The 16,370-nt window shown below is 54.6% G+C and carries 16 protein-coding genes; 12 read left to right on the top strand and 4 right to left on the bottom strand.

The window, feature by feature from the left end; all coding sequences use genetic code 11:
• Positions 1-233 precede the first annotated feature (233 nt).
• From gcvH to ACZ5EH_RS21180, 9 genes are all read left to right on the top strand, one after another.
• Positions 234-614: a glycine cleavage system protein GcvH gene (gene gcvH / locus ACZ5EH_RS21220; protein ID WP_464275852.1), complete on the top strand. Its 381-nt coding sequence runs from the start codon at positions 234-236 to the stop codon at positions 612-614.
• 156 nt (positions 615-770) lie between these two features.
• On the top strand, positions 771-2,108 hold the full coding sequence (gene gcvPA, locus ACZ5EH_RS21215; protein WP_464275851.1) for an aminomethyl-transferring glycine dehydrogenase subunit GcvPA: 1,338 nt from the start codon (positions 771-773) through the stop codon (positions 2,106-2,108).
• A 2-nt stretch (positions 2,109-2,110) separates the two neighbouring features.
• Entirely contained in the window at positions 2,111-3,556 is a 1,446-nt protein-coding gene (gene gcvPB, locus ACZ5EH_RS21210) for an aminomethyl-transferring glycine dehydrogenase subunit GcvPB (protein WP_464278341.1), read from the top strand.
• Positions 3,546-4,928 (top strand): dihydrolipoyl dehydrogenase family protein, encoded by a 1,383-nt coding sequence (locus ACZ5EH_RS21205; protein ID WP_464275850.1) that lies wholly within the window; start codon positions 3,546-3,548, stop codon positions 4,926-4,928. The genes gcvPB and ACZ5EH_RS21205 overlap by 11 nt, the downstream gene beginning before the upstream one ends.
• A gap of 287 nt (positions 4,929-5,215) precedes the next feature.
• Positions 5,216-6,241 carry an OmpA family protein gene (locus ACZ5EH_RS21200; RefSeq protein WP_464275849.1) on the top strand — a complete coding sequence of 342 codons (1,026 nt, stop codon included), beginning with the start codon at positions 5,216-5,218 and terminating at the stop codon, positions 6,239-6,241.
• Between the two features lie 83 nt (positions 6,242-6,324).
• Positions 6,325-7,680, top strand: a complete 1,356-nt coding sequence (locus ACZ5EH_RS21195; RefSeq protein WP_464275848.1) for a hypothetical protein — start codon at positions 6,325-6,327, stop codon at positions 7,678-7,680.
• A gap of 51 nt (positions 7,681-7,731) precedes the next feature.
• The gene (locus ACZ5EH_RS21190) at positions 7,732-8,481 is read left to right on the top strand and encodes an FAD/NAD-binding family oxidoreductase (protein ID WP_464275847.1); all 750 of its coding nucleotides are present in this window, start codon (positions 7,732-7,734) and stop codon (positions 8,479-8,481) included.
• A gap of 98 nt (positions 8,482-8,579) precedes the next feature.
• A complete protein-coding gene (locus ACZ5EH_RS21185) occupies positions 8,580-8,987 on the top strand; it encodes an Hsp20/alpha crystallin family protein (protein WP_464275846.1) in 408 nt (135 codons plus the stop codon).
• Positions 8,988-9,017: 30 nt separating this feature from the next.
• Positions 9,018-9,386: an Hsp20/alpha crystallin family protein gene (locus ACZ5EH_RS21180; RefSeq protein WP_464275845.1), complete on the top strand. Its 369-nt coding sequence runs from the start codon at positions 9,018-9,020 to the stop codon at positions 9,384-9,386.
• 188 nt (positions 9,387-9,574) lie between these two features.
• Here the strand turns inward: ACZ5EH_RS21180 and ACZ5EH_RS21175 are convergent, their stop codons facing one another.
• The 3 genes from ACZ5EH_RS21175 to ACZ5EH_RS21165 form a co-directional block, all read right to left on the bottom strand.
• Positions 9,575-10,366, bottom strand: a complete 792-nt coding sequence (locus ACZ5EH_RS21175; RefSeq protein ID WP_464275844.1) for a hypothetical protein — start codon at positions 10,364-10,366, stop codon at positions 9,575-9,577.
• A 60-nt stretch (positions 10,367-10,426) separates the two neighbouring features.
• Positions 10,427-10,864 carry a hypothetical protein gene (locus ACZ5EH_RS21170; RefSeq protein WP_464275843.1) on the bottom strand — a complete coding sequence of 146 codons (438 nt, stop codon included), beginning with the start codon at positions 10,862-10,864 and terminating at the stop codon, positions 10,427-10,429.
• Between the two features lie 166 nt (positions 10,865-11,030).
• Positions 11,031-11,558: a glycine zipper family protein gene (locus tag ACZ5EH_RS21165; RefSeq protein ID WP_464275842.1), complete on the bottom strand. Its 528-nt coding sequence runs from the start codon at positions 11,556-11,558 to the stop codon at positions 11,031-11,033.
• A 222-nt stretch (positions 11,559-11,780) separates the two neighbouring features.
• Between ACZ5EH_RS21165 and ACZ5EH_RS21160 the strand changes: the two genes are divergently transcribed.
• From ACZ5EH_RS21160 to ACZ5EH_RS21150, 3 genes are all read left to right on the top strand, one after another.
• Positions 11,781-12,821 (top strand): methyltransferase, encoded by a 1,041-nt coding sequence (locus ACZ5EH_RS21160; protein ID WP_464275841.1) that lies wholly within the window; start codon positions 11,781-11,783, stop codon positions 12,819-12,821.
• A 3-nt stretch (positions 12,822-12,824) separates the two neighbouring features.
• Positions 12,825-13,934, top strand: a complete 1,110-nt coding sequence (locus ACZ5EH_RS21155) for a two-component system sensor histidine kinase NtrB (RefSeq protein ID WP_464275840.1) — start codon at positions 12,825-12,827, stop codon at positions 13,932-13,934.
• Between the two features lie 116 nt (positions 13,935-14,050).
• Positions 14,051-15,742, top strand: a complete 1,692-nt coding sequence (locus ACZ5EH_RS21150) for an aspartate:alanine exchanger family transporter (protein WP_464275839.1) — start codon at positions 14,051-14,053, stop codon at positions 15,740-15,742.
• Between the two features lie 143 nt (positions 15,743-15,885).
• On the opposite strand, the gene ACZ5EH_RS21145 is transcribed toward ACZ5EH_RS21150, so the two are convergent.
• Entirely contained in the window at positions 15,886-16,368 is a 483-nt protein-coding gene (locus ACZ5EH_RS21145; RefSeq protein WP_464278340.1) for a rhodanese-like domain-containing protein, read from the bottom strand.
• Between the last annotated feature and the right edge of the window lie 2 nt (positions 16,369-16,370).

Here is a 16,370-nt window from a genome sequence, read left to right as displayed (position 1 = left end):
ATTTCGGCATCCAATCCACTGGCGCGACAGCATCAGGTCGTGTCGGTTTCCTTTTTGACAAGGCCGCCCTGAGGCCGTATTGCTTTGTAGTGCCGGAGTCGTTGCTGTCTTGTCCCGGCATGTGCAACTATCTGTTTATTATGATCTAAAATTCTGCCCCTGACTGCATCCATGAGCGGGTGCCCAGGTCAGGGAAAAATGCTAACGACATCTGTTGCAAAGGAGAGCAGAGAATGATCCCCGATGAACTTTTGTATTCCAAAAGCCATGAATGGGTGCGCCTTGAAGACGGCAAAGCCGTTATCGGCATCACTCATTTCGCCCAGGAGCAGTTGGGTGACCTTACTTTCGTCGAATTACCCGCTGCAGGCGATGCGCTGACTCCGGGCCAGGAGATGGGCACCGTGGAGTCGGTTAAGGCTGCAAGTGAAATATATTCCCCTGTAAAAGGCTCCGTGGAGTCCGTGAATATGGCGCTTGAAGACAATCCGGGCCTGGTCAACGAAGATCCGTATGGCGAAGGCTGGATGATTGTTGTGACTCTCGATGGTCAGCCTGAAGGTTTGCTCACGGCCGCCCAGTACAAGGAAGTCGTGGAAGCCGAAGCCCACTAAGATGAAAATTGTCTGTAAAGGGGGAAGGCTTGAGCTTAAGTTTCCCTCTTTACAGTAATTCCTTTTGTCGCATTCATAGAAGAACATTACCGCCCCTGTCTTATGGGACAGGAATGGCCTGTTCTGCAGCGGGGGCGGCCAGCAAGGAGCAGATACATGCCCTTTGTGCCGCATACTCCGGAGCAGGTGCAGGAGATGCTCGCCCTCATCGGCGTGCAAAGCCTGGAAGAACTCTTTCAGGATATCCCTGCACATATGAGGCCCAAAAGTTTCGACCTTCCTTCCGGCAAATCAGAGCTGGAGGTGCTGCGTCATATCGAACGTCTGGCCGGAAAAAACAAAGTAGACCTGGTCAGTTTTCTTGGCGCCGGCTTTTATGATCACCATATCCCCGCTGCTGTGGACGCGCTGATGTCCCGGGGGGAATTCTACACCGCCTACACGCCGTATCAGCCCGAAGCTTCCCAGGGAACGCTGCAGGCCGTGTTTGAATACCAGACGGCTGTGTGCCGCCTGCTGGAAATGGAATGCGCCAATGCTTCCGTTTATGACGGTGGATCCGCGCTTTTCGAGGCCATGATGATGGCCTTGCGCAAGACCAGGCGCTCCAAGCTCGTCATTGACGAAGCCCTGAGCCCGATCTACCGCATCATGCTCAGTTCCTACACCTCGAATCTGCAGCTTGAACTGGTCACCGTGCCGCAAAAGGACGGTGTCTCCGACATGGACGCGTTGATGGCTGCCGTGGACGAGACCTGCGCCGCTGTTGTGGTGCAGAATCCAAACTTTTTCGGCGTGGTCGCCGATTTTTCAGAGCTGTTTGCCCACGCAAGGGCAAAAGGCGCCATTTCGGTGGCAAGTGTGTACCCGGTGCTGCAGGCGGTCATCAAAACTCCTGGCGAGATGGGCGCGGACATTGCCGTGGCGGAAGGGCAGAGCCTTGGTTTGCCTCTGAGCTTCGGCGGCCCTTACCTGGGCATAATGGCCTGCACCAAAAAACTGGTGCGCCAGATGCCGGGGCGTATCGCCGGCCGTACAACGGAACTGGGCGAAAAGGGGCGCACCGGGTATGTGCTGACCCTGCAGGCCCGTGAACAGCACATCCGCCGCTCCAAAGCAACCTCGAACATCTGCTCCAACCAGGCCCTGTGCGCCTTGCGCGCACTGGTGCATCTCTGTCTGCTGGGGCCGGAAGGACTGGAGCGCGCAGCCGGCAGCGGCATAGAGCGCGCCCACTACGCTGCCGAACGGTTGCAGGAACTCCCAGGGGTTACGCTGTTGAACACGGCGCCTTTTGGCAACGAATTCGCCATAAAACTGCCTGTGAACGCCTACGAGGTGGTGGACCGGCTTACGCCACGCGGCTATGTGCCGGGATTTCCCGTGGGCGGGTATTATAAGGGCATGGAAAACGTACTGCTCATGGCCTTCACTGAGAAGCACTCCTTCGAAGACGTGGGCGTTTTGGCCGAACTGATAGGAGGCATCCTGTGAGCGTGAAAACAGTATTCCAGAAATCGGTGCGCGGTAGAGTCGGCGCTTTGCCGGACGCGCCTAAAAAGACTCCCGATACATTTTTGCCTGCCGGACTGCTGCGTGAAAAACGGGCCGGCTTGCCAGAACTCTCAGAACTCGACGTGGTGCGCCACTTCACTGAACTCTCGCGGCTCAATTTTGGGGTGGATGGCAATTTCTACCCCTTGGGATCCTGCACCATGAAATACAACCCAAAGTTCATGGAGCGCGCGGCCGGCATGCCCGGGTTTCAGGACCTGCACCCGCTCATGGCTCAGCTCAAGGGCGCGGGCCACTACACGCAGGGTGCTCTGGAAGTGATGTACGACATGGAGCAGCTCCTCTCCGAGATTACCGGCATGAGCGCATTTACACTGCACCCTATGGCCGGCGCACATGGCGAGCTTACGGGGGTAATGCTGATTGCCGCCTATCATAAGGATAAGGGCAACAAGAAGACGAAGATCATCTGTCCAGACTCGGCCCACGGCACCAACCCCGCTTCGGCGGCTCTGGGCGGCTTCGAGGTCGTCAATGTCTGCTCCAAGGACGGTATGATCGATCCCGACTGTCTGGCCGAAGTGCTTGACGACGAGGTCGCCGCGCTGATGATGACCTGCCCCAATACCCTTGGGTTGTTCGAGCAGGACCTGGAGCGCATCGTGAACATGCTGCATGAAAAGGATGCACTGCTGTATTACGATGGCGCAAACCTTAACGCCATTATGGGCAAGATGCGCGTGGGCGACGTCGGGTTCGACGTGGTGCACCTGAACCTGCACAAGACCTTTGGCACCCCCCACGGTGGGGGCGGTCCGGGCGCCGGGCCTGTTGGCGTGAGCAAACGTCTTGAACCCTATCTGCCCATTTCGCGCGTGGTCAAACTTCGGGACGGGCAGTTCTTCCTGGATTACGACTACCCGAAATCCATCGGCTACATGGCGCCTTTCTACGGTAACTTCGGGGTGGTGCTGAAAGCCTACTCCTATATTCTCAGGTTGGGGCGCGAGGGGCTTTCCCGCGTTTCTGAAATGGCCGTGCTCAACGCAAACTACATACGCAAGCGCCTGGAAGACCACTTGGAAATCCCGCACAACCGTATTTGCATGCACGAGTTTGTGGCCTCTGCAGTGCAGCAGGCAGAAAAAGGGGTGCGCGCCCTGGATATTGCCAAGGCCATTCTGGACAAAGGACATCATGCTCCCACGGTATACTTCCCGCTTATCGTCAAGGAATGTTTGATGATCGAGCCCACAGAAACCGAGAGCAGAGAAACCCTGGACACGTTTGTGGAGGACCTGATCGCTATTCTGGAACAGGCGGCAAAGGATCCCGAGGCGTTGCTGGAGGCCCCTGTGGCGACACCCATCGGCCGTCTGGATGAAACAAAAGCCGCACGGGATATGGTGCTGACCGATGACTTTTGACGCTCTGATCATTGGAGGAGGCCCGGGCGGACATGCCGCTGCCCTGGAGGCCGCCAGGCTTGGAATGAAAGTGGCACTGGTGGAGGAAACCCAGCTCGGAGGCACCTGTCTTAACCGCGGGTGCATCCCCACTAAGCTCTTTTTGGGCGCAACTGCGGCCATACCCGAGCTAGAGGCCCAGACCCGGCTCAAACTCTTTCCTGCGGAATCCTGGGAAAGGGTGCCACAGGCCTTTGACATGCCGGGATTGCAGGAACGCAAGCGCAGGCTGTTGCAGGGAACCAGGCAGGCGATAGCCAAGCAACTTGGTGCAGCCGGCGTGGAATACAAGGAAGGGCGCGCCCGTCTTGTGAAAGCAGACAAGGTGGAGGTCCAGACAGAAGCTGGCGCGGAAACGCTTGACTCAAGGGGCGTCATTCTGGCCACCGGTTCGCAGCCAGCCTTTTTTCCAGGCATGGAGCCGGACGAAGAGGTGGTGCTCTCCTCCAATGCCCTGCTTGATCTGGAGCAAGCGCCCGAAAGTATCATTATAATAGGCGCGGGCGCCATCGGTCTTGAATGCGGCGATTTTCTGAGCAGGCTCGGTACCAAGGTCGCCCTCGTGGAAGCTGTGGACCGGGTTGCCCCTGCCGAGGATGCAGAGGCCAGCCAGGTGCTCGGGCGTATTTTGAAGCGCTCAGGGTGGGCGCTGCATCTGGGGCGCAAGGTTGCTTCTGTGCAGAATGAAAACTGCCGCGCTGTTTTGCGTTTTGAGGATGGTGACACCCTGGAGGCCGAAAAGGCGCTGGTGGCAGTAGGGCGTAAAGCTGTCACGGCCGGTCTTGATCTGGAAGAGGCCCTGGGGCCGGTGCTGGACCCCAGAGGCTGGGTGCGTACCGATGAAAATCTGCAGGCGGCGCCAGGTGTTCTGGCTGTGGGAGATTGCAACGGCAAAATGCTGCTGGCCCACGCCGCTGCGCATCAGGGGCGCTTTGCAGCGCGTTTTCTGGCCGGTAAAGAAAAGACACCATACTGTCCGGGCCCCATGCCTTCGTGCATATATGGCGCGCATGAGGTTATGCGCACCGGCCCCTCTTTGGAGATGCTCAAAGCAGCGGGGGCAGTGGAACAGTCAAAATCCATGCTCGCGGCCAACCCTATCGCCCAGGCGGCAGGCGCTACCCAGGGTTTTGTAAAGGCGTACTGGCAAGAAGGGCGCGTGGCTTCCATTGTTGCTGTTGGGCACAAGGTCTCGGGTATGAGCACTGCTGCTTCCATGCTAGTTTCTGGGACATGGGACGAAGAGCGCATCCGAGGGTTCGTGTTCGCCCACCCCGCGCTTGATGAAGCGCTTGCGGAATGCCTTTTGGCCAAGCGTTCAGCGGTGGCATGATTTTTCTGCGGAGGAAAGTTAAAAAAGAGTTCACTTTTTTTTAATTTTGTGTAAGGTGAAAAAACCGTCGTGAGAGACTCCAGGCTCTGGAGGAATCTGGATTTTTTTGTCGACGGAACCCGATTGTTGAAGAATTTTCGTTTTACTTTTCTTCACAGCAGGGTTAATATGCCGTTCAAGTGTATTGCATTGGGCAAAAGTGGAAAAGGCATTTGGTCGGATTTCCGGCCGAGGCCGGGGAATTTCCGGTAACTAAAATGTGGAGGTGTATTGGTATGAGAATTGGGATGAAAACTTTTGGCAAGCTGGCCCTTTTGGCTCTGCTGGCGCTGCTGGTAGCGGCTCCTGCTCAAGCCAAAAAAATGAAAATGATCCCCAAAGTGGACAACATCATTTTCTTCCAGGACTACTCTGGTTCCATGGCCATGGGTCATGCAACCTACGCCTCGAAGAAAATCGCCATGTCCAAAAACCTGCTGTACGCGCTGAACGAAAAGCTGCCCGCACTGAGCTACAATGTTGGCGTGTACACCTTTGCTCCTTTCTCCGCGCTGGCTGCTGTTGCTCCTTACGACCAGGCCGCTGTTGAAGCCGGTATCGATCAGATCCGCACCAACTACGGCATCTTCCAGCGCAAGACCCCCATGGGCTACGGCATCATGGATCTGCGTCCTGTTCTGGACACCCTGAGCGGCAAGACCGCCATTGTTCTGCTTTCCGACGGTCGCCACAATGAAGGCATCGATCCCGTTGAGCAGGCCAAGGCCATCTACGCCAGCTACCCCAACGTTTGCTTCCAGGTCATCTCCTTTGCTGATGACGCTTACGGCCAGTCCGTTCTGGATGCCATCGCTTCTCTGAGCGATTGCTCCTGCCCCATGTACGACGGTACCCGTATGCTTGAAAACGGCACCACCATCGACGACTTCATCAAGTGCTTTGCTTACGACCTGGTCGCTGCTTGTGAAGCCGAAATGGTTATGTTCCGCACCATCCACTTTGACCTCGCCAAGTGGAACATCCGCGACGACATGATGCCTCTGCTGGAAGAAGCTGTGCAGATCATCAACGACAACGAGTGCTGCTACCTCATCGAAGGTCACACTTGCTCCTTGGGCTCCATTCCTTACAACCAGCGTCTGTCTGAAAAGCGCGCTCAGTCCGTCTACGACTGGCTGATCGGCCACGGTGCCAACAGCGCTTGTAAGCTGCAGACCATCGGTTACGGCGAACTCCGTCCCAAGCATGACAACTCCACTGAAGAAGGCCGCAAGCTGAACCGCCGCGTTGAAATCCGCGTGGTTGGTGACTAAGCTGCAACTTCTGCAAGACTAGTTTGAAAATTCCCGGCGATGCACCTTGCATCGCCGGGTTTTTTTGCTTTATAAAGGCCCACATGAATAAGACCCCAATCATCTATCTGCTGGCCCTTGTCCTGCTCCTGTCGTCTATCGGAGCATGTTCTTCTTCCGAAGAAGAAAAGGCATCAGATGCCGGATCTGAAGAAACTGTGCAAAGCCAGGAGCAGGCCACTGCACCCGGAGCCGCAGGAGATGCGTCAGTAGCAGATACGCCGTCTGCTGATTCTGCGCCTACTGCTCCGGTTGCTGAAGACGCCTCGGAATCTGCTGCTGCGCCGCCGCAAGAGATTGCTCCTGCCATCCCCGATGTTGCCGGCATTGAGACTGTCGTCAACATAGTGCAGGGCATGACGGTGCCCACGGTGGAAGTCATTGCGGAGATTGAAGTCGCGCCCGTGACTCCTCCCGAAGAAAAGAGCGATGCTACGGCTCCAGAAGCACCTGCTGCTGCGCCGGAAGCAAGTACTGCGGCTGAAGCACCGGTTGTTGCCCCAGAAGAGGCGCCGGCGGCTGCAGTGCCCCCGCCACCAGCTGCAAAGATGACAGCCGGCGAGGTTGCTCTTACGGTCTACGATGTTCCCGAAACTGCAAAATCTCGCAACTACCCGCCTACACCTCAGGTTTCCAATGAAAAGGAAGCTGATGTCACAGCTTCCTTTGGGGTAAGTGTTTCTCAAGAAAAAAAGGCTGAAGCGCCTGCCGAGAACATAGAGTTGGGTGTTCTTGCGCCTGCTCCGGAAGCTCAGGCTCCCCAGGCTCCCGAAGCCGCGGCCCCTGAGGCTGCGCCTGCGCAACAAGCTGAAAAACAGGAGCCAGAGCAACCTGCCCACGACATGAGCGTAGGTTTTGGTGCTCCTGAAGCCCCCAAGCAGGAATCCAAGGCCGCCGAAGCTCCTGCTGCTCCCAAACAGACTGCAGTCGCGACGCCGAAACCTGCGCCAAAACCTGTAGCTGTTCCCAAGCCAAAACCCGCAAAGAAAAAGCCTGAGCCGGTTGTCATAGGCAGCATACCCATACAGCCTTTGGAGGGGAGCACACCTACGCGTCCTGATGCTCCTCAGGTTGCAAAGCAGTTTGAGGATTTTGCGAAATACTGGGTCAAGAAGCTCAATGCAACCTATGTCCATGGTCCGGACAATATTGAGGTTGTTAATGAAGGCGGCACATTTATCGCCCGCTATACTGAGCTGGATCCTAAGTCTGTCTCCCTGCTGATCAAGGAAAAATCCTATGATCACACTCCCTTCGTGGGATTGATGAAGTACAAGGAACTTTCGTATCAGTCTGCAGGCGCAACGCCTGAAGAAGCGCTTAATGGGAAGTTCAAGGTTGCAAAACGTCTCGGTATCACAGAGATATTTCGTTACTCAGAAGGGAAATGGATCGAATAGCAGATGGGTGACGCCTTTATGAACGTCTAGCAGGTCTGGTTGCCGGGAGATATGATGGCGGATGATGAGGAAAAAAAGAATTGGCGGGTAGTCAAAACAATCCCTGAAAGCAAAGATGTCACCTCGGTCATTATTGAACCCCCTGAGGGCGAAGCGGCGCATCATAAGGCAGGGCAGTTTGCTTCCATTCGAATAATGACCCAGGACGGTTGGAGTGAGCCGCACCCGTTTACCATTTCCTGTGACGCCACTAATCCCAACTATCGTTTTACTATTAAAAACGTAGGTGATTTCACCGCCAGTGTTCAGGGGCTTAAGCCAGGCACGCCTGTGCAGTGCTCCAAGCCTTTGGGCGCTTTTTGTGAAGATATAGAGAACCACGAGCATATCGTCATGATTGCCGGTGGTGTGGGGATTACTCCTTTTCTCAGCGTGTTGCGTACTTTCAGATCCAAAAAAGCAGATAATCAGATCAAGCTTTTTTGGGCGAACAAGACTTTGGACGATGCCTTTGCCGTTCAGGAAATCTCCCAAATGACAAAGGATCTGAATCTTCAGGTGATACACGTTCTTTCCCGGCAGAAAGAACTGCCCGGCCCAGCAGACGATGGCAATGTGCATATTCGGCTGGGCCATCTTTCCAAAGAAATGCTGCAAGAGTTCGACATAAGCCCGACCGCTTCCTACTATGTGTGCGGCCCTCCTGCAATGCAGCAAGCCATACTTGGTATGCTGCAAAGCTGCGGGATTGATCCTGGGGACGTGCAACGGGAGGCATTCAGCTTTAACCAGAATCCTTGAACGCTGCATTTTCCCTTCACTTCCATACTGCAAATCGCTTGACGATTGCATCTCCATGCTTATTTTCCTGACAAAACAATCAGGAGGAGGATACAAGCATGGTCATAGATTTCAGTCCTTTTTTCAATTTACCCCGCAACCTGGAAAGCCTGCTCGAGGAGTCTCTTTCCTCCTCGGTCCGCCGTGGAGGCAGAAACTCCTACCCCCCCTTGAATATCAGTTCCGACGAAGAGAATCTGTACGTACGTTGTGAAATCCCTGGTGTGGCCATAGAAGACCTGGAAATCACCCTCGCTGAGTCCAGCCTCTCCATAAAAGGTGAGCGCAAGGCTTTAGAAGGAAAATATTATCGTCAGGAGCGCCCCATGGGTGCTTTCAACAGACTCGTCAACATCAACTCTCCTGTGGATCGCGATAAGGTGAAGGCTGATCTCAAGGATGGTCTGCTTACGGTGACCTTGCCTCGAGCTGCCGAGACCAAACCACGTAAAATAACCATTGGATAATCACCAAAGGTAAAAATAAAGGAGAGAGACATGTCTGAACAAGCAAGCCAAAACATGCCCCAATACCGCCCATGGGCCGATATTGTAGAGCTTGAGGACGGTACCCATATTTTTCTGGATATGCCTGGTGTGAGCAAGGACACTCTGATTGTTGATGTCGAGGACAAGGAGCTGGAAATATCTGCCTCCACGGGCTACCCTGCAGACCCTTTTTCCGGCACCAAGGAGCGCGCAAACCACGTGGAATTTGGCGGAGGCCGCTATCATCAGCGTTTTACACTTGCAGACGATGTGGACAGAGAGCGCATCTCAGCAACCCTGACCGATGGAGTGCTGGACGTGCATTTGCCCCGTTCTGAAAAGATGCAGCCACGCCGCATTGAAATCAACGCCGGCTGATTTCGACTACGTTTCCGTTACAAGAAAAGCACTCATGGGCCACCGTGAGTGCTTTTTTTATTTGGCGAAAGTGTATTACGCCGCCAGCGTGTTTGTTTTGATGGGGAGCTTACCAGATGCGCTGGGAAACAACACATGAGCGTAGTCCCATAAAAAGCGCGATCGGGGCTAGTAAACGAATTGCAGGACTACTCTGTAGTTTTTGTGCCTTGTATGGTAGCGGCAGTTGCCTTTTCCTTTAAGCTGGAAGCAAGGCTTGCCAAGAGTTGGGCAGCAGTATTCTGCACGCCAGGGTAGCTTTCCGGCTCCAGATGGGTGCGCATCCACTGCAGGGCAAAATCACAGTCCTCCTGCGAAATTGCCCCCTCCAGATTGGATTGGGCAGCAATCCCATCTTTGACCTGACATTGGGCCGCAGTAGCCACCCATTCCGCAGCGGCTAGCATGAAATCCTGCTGTTTCTCCTCAGGAATCTGTTCTTCGGCTTGCTGCTGCACAAGTTCCATAAAGCGTTTGGCAAGGAGCATGTACCCCAGCTTCAACATGCCAGGAGAAACCGCGTAGACCATATTAGGGGGCAAGTCTGGCGGAGAATACCGCGCAATGACCTCTTTGAGGTGTAGCGCTATCTTCCCTTTTTCCGCATCAGGTCCAGGCTGGTAGGCAGCCGCCAGCAGCATTGCGGCGTCCTGCATAACAGCCGCGGGACTGGTCAAGTTTTTTGGAGGAGGCAGCGCCCCTTGTTTGGAAGAAGCCTGTGGCGCAGCCTGTTGTTTTTGTGGGAGTGCCGGAACTTCAGGAGCGGCGTTGGTTTCGGGTTCGGCTATCTCAGGTAACGCTGGGGCGTTTTCTTCCAAGTGGAGAGGTTCCTTGGGCGTTTTGCTGACAGGACCAAATAACCAGGACGCAAGCAGCCAGCCACAGCCAAGAAGGGCTATGGCTCCTGCCACAAATCCAATATTGCGATTGATGCCGCGCATTATGCGGCTCCTTCGGGGAGGCTGCTTCCCATATGCTTTTGTTTTTGCATCAAGCAGGCGTTACATGGAATCCTGCTCGGGGGCAATCGGAGATTCAATCAACCCCATGCGATGCAGCGTCAGGAACAGGGCGCTATCATCAAAAGGCTTGCGCAGGAACACTGCAGGCTGCAATCCTTCGAGAATCCTGACTGTTTCCGAGGCGCGGAATGCGGCGAGAATAAGCAGGCGGGCCGCTCCATGCGCCGGGATTCGGGCCTGTTTTTCAAGTGTGCGCATGGCGCATATTGTGGGCATCATGTTTTGTGTGCGCCCGTTCTTGGTGGGGTAAAGGTCGCAAACAATAAGGTCAAAGGGCGCTTTTTTGGAGAGCGCCCCACTGAATTTGTCGAGGGCTTCGTTGGACGAGGTCGCGGCTACGCAGGGGCCAAAGGGTTCGAGCATGGCTGAAACCAGTTCTCGAATCGGAAAATCTTCACCTATGATCATTGATCGCACCTGTTCCCCCTCCTCATGGGAAAAATAACATGCAATATATTTTGGAAGCAAGGCAAGTTAATTCCCTCTAAGAAATAGTATTCTATTGTTCATTGACACTGGGGTATAAAAGAAGGGGAGGCGGAACGCCTCCCCGTATCATTGGATGCGTTAAGAAAATCGCTGCTTAATAAGGGTAATAATTCCGGTGGCCACTCCAGTTTGATCTTCTGGGTGACCTGTGGTGATAGTCCCGATTATACTTGACGCACTGTCTGTTGCCGCGGTGTCCGGATCTATAACAGTCTTGTCTGTAATGATGCTTTGGCTGTTTGTAGACGACGGGTTGCTGGTAAACGACAGGTTGTTGATAAACCACAGGCTGCCGATAGGTTTGTTGCTGGTAGACTGGTTGATTGTAGTAGCCGGTTTGCTGTTGGTTGGCGTATATTGCCTGTTCCGCCACCGTACCTGCCATGGCGCCTATGATTCCGCCGATCACGGCGTTTTGAACGCGATCATCCCTGTCCCCTACATTATATCCGACGGCTGCCCCTGCTGCCGTCAAACCAAGGGTGGGCAAGGCGTAGCTCTGACTGTACGGCCCCCAGGCAGAACCCGGACCTGCCACGCACCCGCCAAGTGAAAGTGCCAGCAGAAGAATAATGGCAAAAACCGGTGTTTTTCGCCGTATGGATGAAGAGTTGTTTATCATGGTTCCACTCCTTGCTTGCGCGGTATGGCGCCCCCCATTGGTGTCTCACGGGCGCAAGTGACAAATGCCTTTGTTATGGCAGACGATCGTCTTTGATCTGAGGTTGACAGAAAAATCAGGCTTCTCCACGATTCTTTTTTCTGGTTGGAAAAGCATCGGTGATTCCGGGCACCTGAATACATAAAAAAGTATGCTCTTGCACAGCATCAGAGGGGATGCTTCATGTCGAAACCAGCATCGCACCAGCTCAAAAGCGCGGAAGAATTGGATGCGCTTGCCGCTTCTTTCAGGCAAAGCCGGATTTTGCTCAGCGCTGTGGAGCTGGATTTTTTCAGCATTCTGGAGCAGGGCAGGATGACGGCCCCTGCTGTTGCAGAGCGCGCAGGCGCGGACCCGAGAGGGGTGGATAGACTTTTGCGTGCCTGCTGCGCAATTGGCCTGCTGCAGATGAAGATGGGTGCGCGTCGGGATGAGGATGTTTTTTTCAATACAGAGGCCGGGGCAAAGCATCTGGTGCGGGGAAAAGAAGAATTTCTCGGAGCTTTGGACCACCAGAACACCTTGTTTCATTCATGGGCGCGGCTTACTGATTCAGTGTACGCGGGGGGCACGGTGTTGCAAGAGCCGGATATGGCCGAACGAGATGCACACTGGTTCGAGCCTTTTATGGCTGCCATGTACGCCAGGGGGCGACATGCGGCGGACGCCCTGATCGCCAGACTGGACTTGGAGCATGTGGATACCGTACTGGATGTGGGCGGCGGACCAGGAGTACATGCGATGGCGTTTGCGCGGGCAAAGTCGGGGGTGCGCGCGACGGTTTTCGACCTGCCCCAGGTCGTACCTATCACTAGGCGCTATATAGAAAAGGATGGCATGGGGCACGCAGTGGACACCATCCCCGGAAATTTTCGCATGGAGCATCTGTCCACGCCGGGGAGCAGGCAGTATGACCTGGTCTTCCTCTCCTCCATTGTGCACATGCTGCCGCCGCAAGAATGCCGCGCCCTGCTGCAGAAAGCGTATGAGGCCACCGCCAACGGTGGCAGGACAGTGGTGCTTGATTTTATTATAGATGAAGCGCGACTTGCACCTCCTTCTGCCGTGATGTTTGCCTTGACCATGCTGGTGAGCACCGCCCGTGGCGATTGCTATACGGAGGAAGAGGTGGCCTGTTGGATGCGAGAGGCCGGGTTTCACGCCGTCCACCGCGTAAACGCAATTGCGGGAACGGCGTTTATTATCGGATGCAAGCAGGAGTGATGCATGCTGACACTCATTCAATCTTCATATTTCAGGGATCTGCTGGAAAGTTTTTCCTATGGTGTGGTGATTTTCAACGCCAAGGGCGAGGCCTATGCAGTGAATGCAATTGCAACACAGCTCCTGGAGCGCTCCGCAGAGGAGTGCGCCGGAAAAAGCGCGGCCGAACTGTTTCAGAGATTGGAAAAATCCCAGTCCATTCAGGAGATGTTGCTCGCTTGCAAGGACAATCCGAGCTGCCCGCGTGCTGTGGAGACAGTGCTCGTCACAGCGGAAGGTGATAAATTTCACCTCTCCGTGGCATCATCCCTGCTCATCGAGAACAAGAAAATATTTGGCATACTCGTCTCCCTGCATGACAATACCCATATTTATAAACTTCATGAGCGTGAAAAACTCATCATGGAGCATAATCACCGTTTGCAACGCGAGCGCGCTGAAAGTGTTCTGCACCTTTCACGTGCCATGGCGCACCAGATACGCAATCCCGTCATGAGCATCGGCGGATTTGCCAAGCTTTTGCAAAGGCGGGTGAAAAACGACGAGCTCGAAGAATTTGCAAGCGCCATCCTTGAAGGCTCACAACGGCTGGAAGATATGGTTCGCGCGTTTACAAGTTTTACGGGAATCAAACCAGGAATTGTAGAACCCATTGAAATTGATATGCTCTTGCGTTCTGCTCATGAGAGCGGGCAGGTTCTTGCCGCAGAGCTGGAAAAAGGCGTGACGTGGCATATTGAGAGTAAAAAGGGCAGCGTCATGGCAGACCCGGCGCTCGTGGCGCAAGCATTTGAAATATTGCTGCGCAACAGCCTTGAGGCAATGGAAGCAGGGGGCGAAATCGCCATCGCCGCCATGACGTGCGTTGCCCCCAATGAGGACGCGTGCTGCTTTGAAATACTCGATGCGGGGGGAGGCATTTCGGAAGAAGTGATGGCGTATGTTTTCGACCCGTTCTTTTCCACCAAGGCGGATGGCACGGGCATGGGCTTGTGTACGGCGCGGCGCATTGCTCAGGAGCTTGGCGGAGCCCTCATACTGCAAAACCGTAACGTTTTGGAGCCGCATGCCGTAAAGGGTGTTCGCGCTGTGCTGCAATTACCGCTGGCATAAGTATCTGGTGATGTTCTGACATACGTGGTACCTGCCCCTGGTGATACCGCCTGGGCGTGCGTTTATTAAGCTGTTTCAGTGTACTAGTGCTTTTGGCGGATACTAAAGGGGAGAGAATGGAAATCGATCTGTTCGCACTGTTGTGGAACAATCATACTCTGGTTTTTTTTCTGGTTCTAGGGCTAGGCTATCTGGCCGGGAACATCCGGGTGGGGCAGTTTCAACTGGGGCCCACATCCGGTGTGCTGCTTGCGGGTCTTTTCTTCGGGCATTTCGGGTTCAGTATGAACCCCGCCATTCAGGAAATCGGTTTTATCCTTTTTATCTATTCCGTGGGATTTCAAGCCGGGCCGCGTTTTTTCAACGTCTTTCTCGAGGACGGCATGAAGTACGCGCTTCTCTCCATTGTCGTTGCCCTTACCGCCATTACCCTGGCCGAGTTCTTATCCGGACAGCTTGGCTTCAATCCTGGTCTTGCCGGTGGTTTGCTGGCCGGCGCCCTGACCAGTACGCCAACCCTGGCCGCGGCGCAGGATGTCGTCACCAACGGCCTGGTCGCAAAGGCCCAAGGAGGGGTGGATGCCCTGACGGCAACTCAGATGTTGGAAGATTTGAGCGAAGGCTACGCCATCACCTATTTGTTCGGCACCATGGGGCTCATCGCCTTCATCAGGCTGATGCCCCGACTGCTCCGATTTGATCTTGCATCTGAATCCAAAGCTCTTGCCAAAAAAAAGCGCCTTGATGACGAACCGCACGAGCATAGTGATGACGCATGCAGCAAGCCAATGATTCGGGCTTTTGAAGTGATGGCGGGGGAGATGACTGACCGCCCCTTGAAGGATATCCACCTGAGCCGGCAAACCGGCTGTGTCATCCAGGAAGTGAAGCGAGACGGGGACCTGTTCAAGCCGGACGGTGATACTGTCCTCTCACCAGGAGACAGGGTCAGCGTTGTCGGGCCATTGGATAAGTTGGAAACCTTGAGCGAGCGCCTGGGGCAGGGCATTTTTGACGGTGATCTGCTGAAGGCGCCCATTGATAGCGCAACTGTCATAATTAGTGGCAATGTTGCGCCCGGCAAACGGATCAGCGAATTGCACACTGTGGCGCGATACGGGTGCTTTGTTTCCAGGATCATTCGGGCGCAGATAGAATTGCCCCTGGACATGGATATACTGTTGGAAAAGGGGGATGTGGTCACTCTTTCCGGCGGCAGGGAAAGACTCAAGGAACTGGTGGATATCCTGGGGCACCAGGAGCGCACCATCGTCAAGACAGACCTGGTTACTTTTGCCTTTGGTATTGTCGCCGGTCTTTTCATTGGCGGCTTCACCGTAAAAATCGGCACTGTTTCCTTTGGGCTGGGGAATGCCGGTGGATTGCTGATTTCCGGCATAGTTATTGGTTTTTTGCGCTCCCTGCACCCGACATTTGGCAGAGTACCGCCTGCTGCACGCTGGATTCTCATGGAACTGGGATTGATGTTTTTCATGGCGGGTGTCGGACTCAAGGCGGGGAAAGGCATTGTGGAGGCCTTACTCTCGGTGGGAGCGCCTCTTTTCCTGTCCGGAGTGGTCATAACCCTGGTGCCTGTGTTTGTGGGGTTTGCTTTTGGACGCTGGGTGCTGCGGCTGAATCCTGCCTTGCTCATGGGTGCGCTGACTGGCGCCATGACCAGTACACCAGCGCTTAATGTTGTGACCCAGGACGCCAAAAGTCATTTACCCGCATTGGGATATGCAGGCACCTACACCTTTGCCAATGTCTTTCTGGCCTTGGGCGGAACGCTCATGATGATTTTTTGAAAGCGATCAGAGCGCAGTCAGTTGGGCGTTTTAGTTTGATGCTTTCCGGTGTGGCAAAGATTCAATCAGGGGCTTTTGGGAGGGGCAGGTAAAAAAGAAGGCGCCGCCCGTTAAGAGAGCGGCGCCGTATATGGCAGCATGAACTATTCGGATTCTTCAGGATAGCCGGCGCCCTTCCAGGCAAAGATGCCGCCGGGGTAGCGGTAAACATTGGTGTAGCCCATTTTCTTGGCCCAGGCAGCGCCATTGTGACTACGGGTGCACTTCACAAAACCACAGTAAACAACGATCAGCTTGTCCTTGTCTTCGCCAAGCATGGCTTCGTAGTCTTCCTGGCTCTTGCCTGCGGTTTCTTCGCTATTCCAGGTTTCCATATCAGGAATGGGAAACAGGAATTGTTTTGCGCCGGGGACGTGGGCTTTTTTGTAACTGTCTTCATAGGGCATGGTGTCGATGATCAGCATGTCTTTGCCTTCGTCCTTCCACTTTTTGAGCTCTTCAGTGGTGACGACATCGTATCCGCCGCGCTGCACTTCACGAACCAGCTTGACAGCTCCGGTTTCCTTTTCCACTTCCTGCTTGAATTTGTCGTCTCCCTGATTACAACCCGCCAGCAACAGTCCCATGA

This window comes from Desulfovibrio biadhensis, assembly GCF_055388615.1.
Note: the sequence above shows the minus strand (reverse complement) of the source record. Positions and strands in the feature narration are given on the sequence as shown.

Bases quoted from the DNA above. Each gene is read 5' to 3' on its own strand.
- gcvPA (WP_464275851.1), top strand. From the start codon at position 771: ATGCCCTTTGTGCCGCATACTCCGGAGCAGGTGCAGGAGATGCTCGCC.
- ACZ5EH_RS21150 (WP_464275839.1), top strand. From the start codon at position 14,051: ATGGAAATCGATCTGTTCGCACTGTTGTGGAACAATCATACTCTGGTT.
- ACZ5EH_RS21200 (WP_464275849.1), top strand. From the start codon at position 5,216: ATGAAAACTTTTGGCAAGCTGGCCCTTTTGGCTCTGCTGGCGCTGCTG.
- ACZ5EH_RS21175 (WP_464275844.1), bottom strand. From the start codon at position 10,366: ATGCGCGGCATCAATCGCAATATTGGATTTGTGGCAGGAGCCATAGCC.
- ACZ5EH_RS21185 (WP_464275846.1), top strand. From the start codon at position 8,580: ATGGTCATAGATTTCAGTCCTTTTTTCAATTTACCCCGCAACCTGGAA.
- gcvH (WP_464275852.1), top strand. From the start codon at position 234: ATGATCCCCGATGAACTTTTGTATTCCAAAAGCCATGAATGGGTGCGC.
- ACZ5EH_RS21180 (WP_464275845.1), top strand. From the start codon at position 9,018: ATGTCTGAACAAGCAAGCCAAAACATGCCCCAATACCGCCCATGGGCC.
- ACZ5EH_RS21190 (WP_464275847.1), top strand. From the start codon at position 7,732: ATGATGGCGGATGATGAGGAAAAAAAGAATTGGCGGGTAGTCAAAACA.
- ACZ5EH_RS21160 (WP_464275841.1), top strand. From the start codon at position 11,781: ATGTCGAAACCAGCATCGCACCAGCTCAAAAGCGCGGAAGAATTGGAT.
- ACZ5EH_RS21205 (WP_464275850.1), top strand. From the start codon at position 3,546: ATGACTTTTGACGCTCTGATCATTGGAGGAGGCCCGGGCGGACATGCC.
- ACZ5EH_RS21165 (WP_464275842.1), bottom strand. From the start codon at position 11,558: ATGATAAACAACTCTTCATCCATACGGCGAAAAACACCGGTTTTTGCC.
- ACZ5EH_RS21155 (WP_464275840.1), top strand. From the start codon at position 12,825: ATGCTGACACTCATTCAATCTTCATATTTCAGGGATCTGCTGGAAAGT.
- ACZ5EH_RS21195 (WP_464275848.1), top strand. From the start codon at position 6,325: ATGAATAAGACCCCAATCATCTATCTGCTGGCCCTTGTCCTGCTCCTG.
- ACZ5EH_RS21145 (WP_464278340.1), bottom strand. From the start codon at position 16,368: ATGGGACTGTTGCTGGCGGGTTGTAATCAGGGAGACGACAAATTCAAG.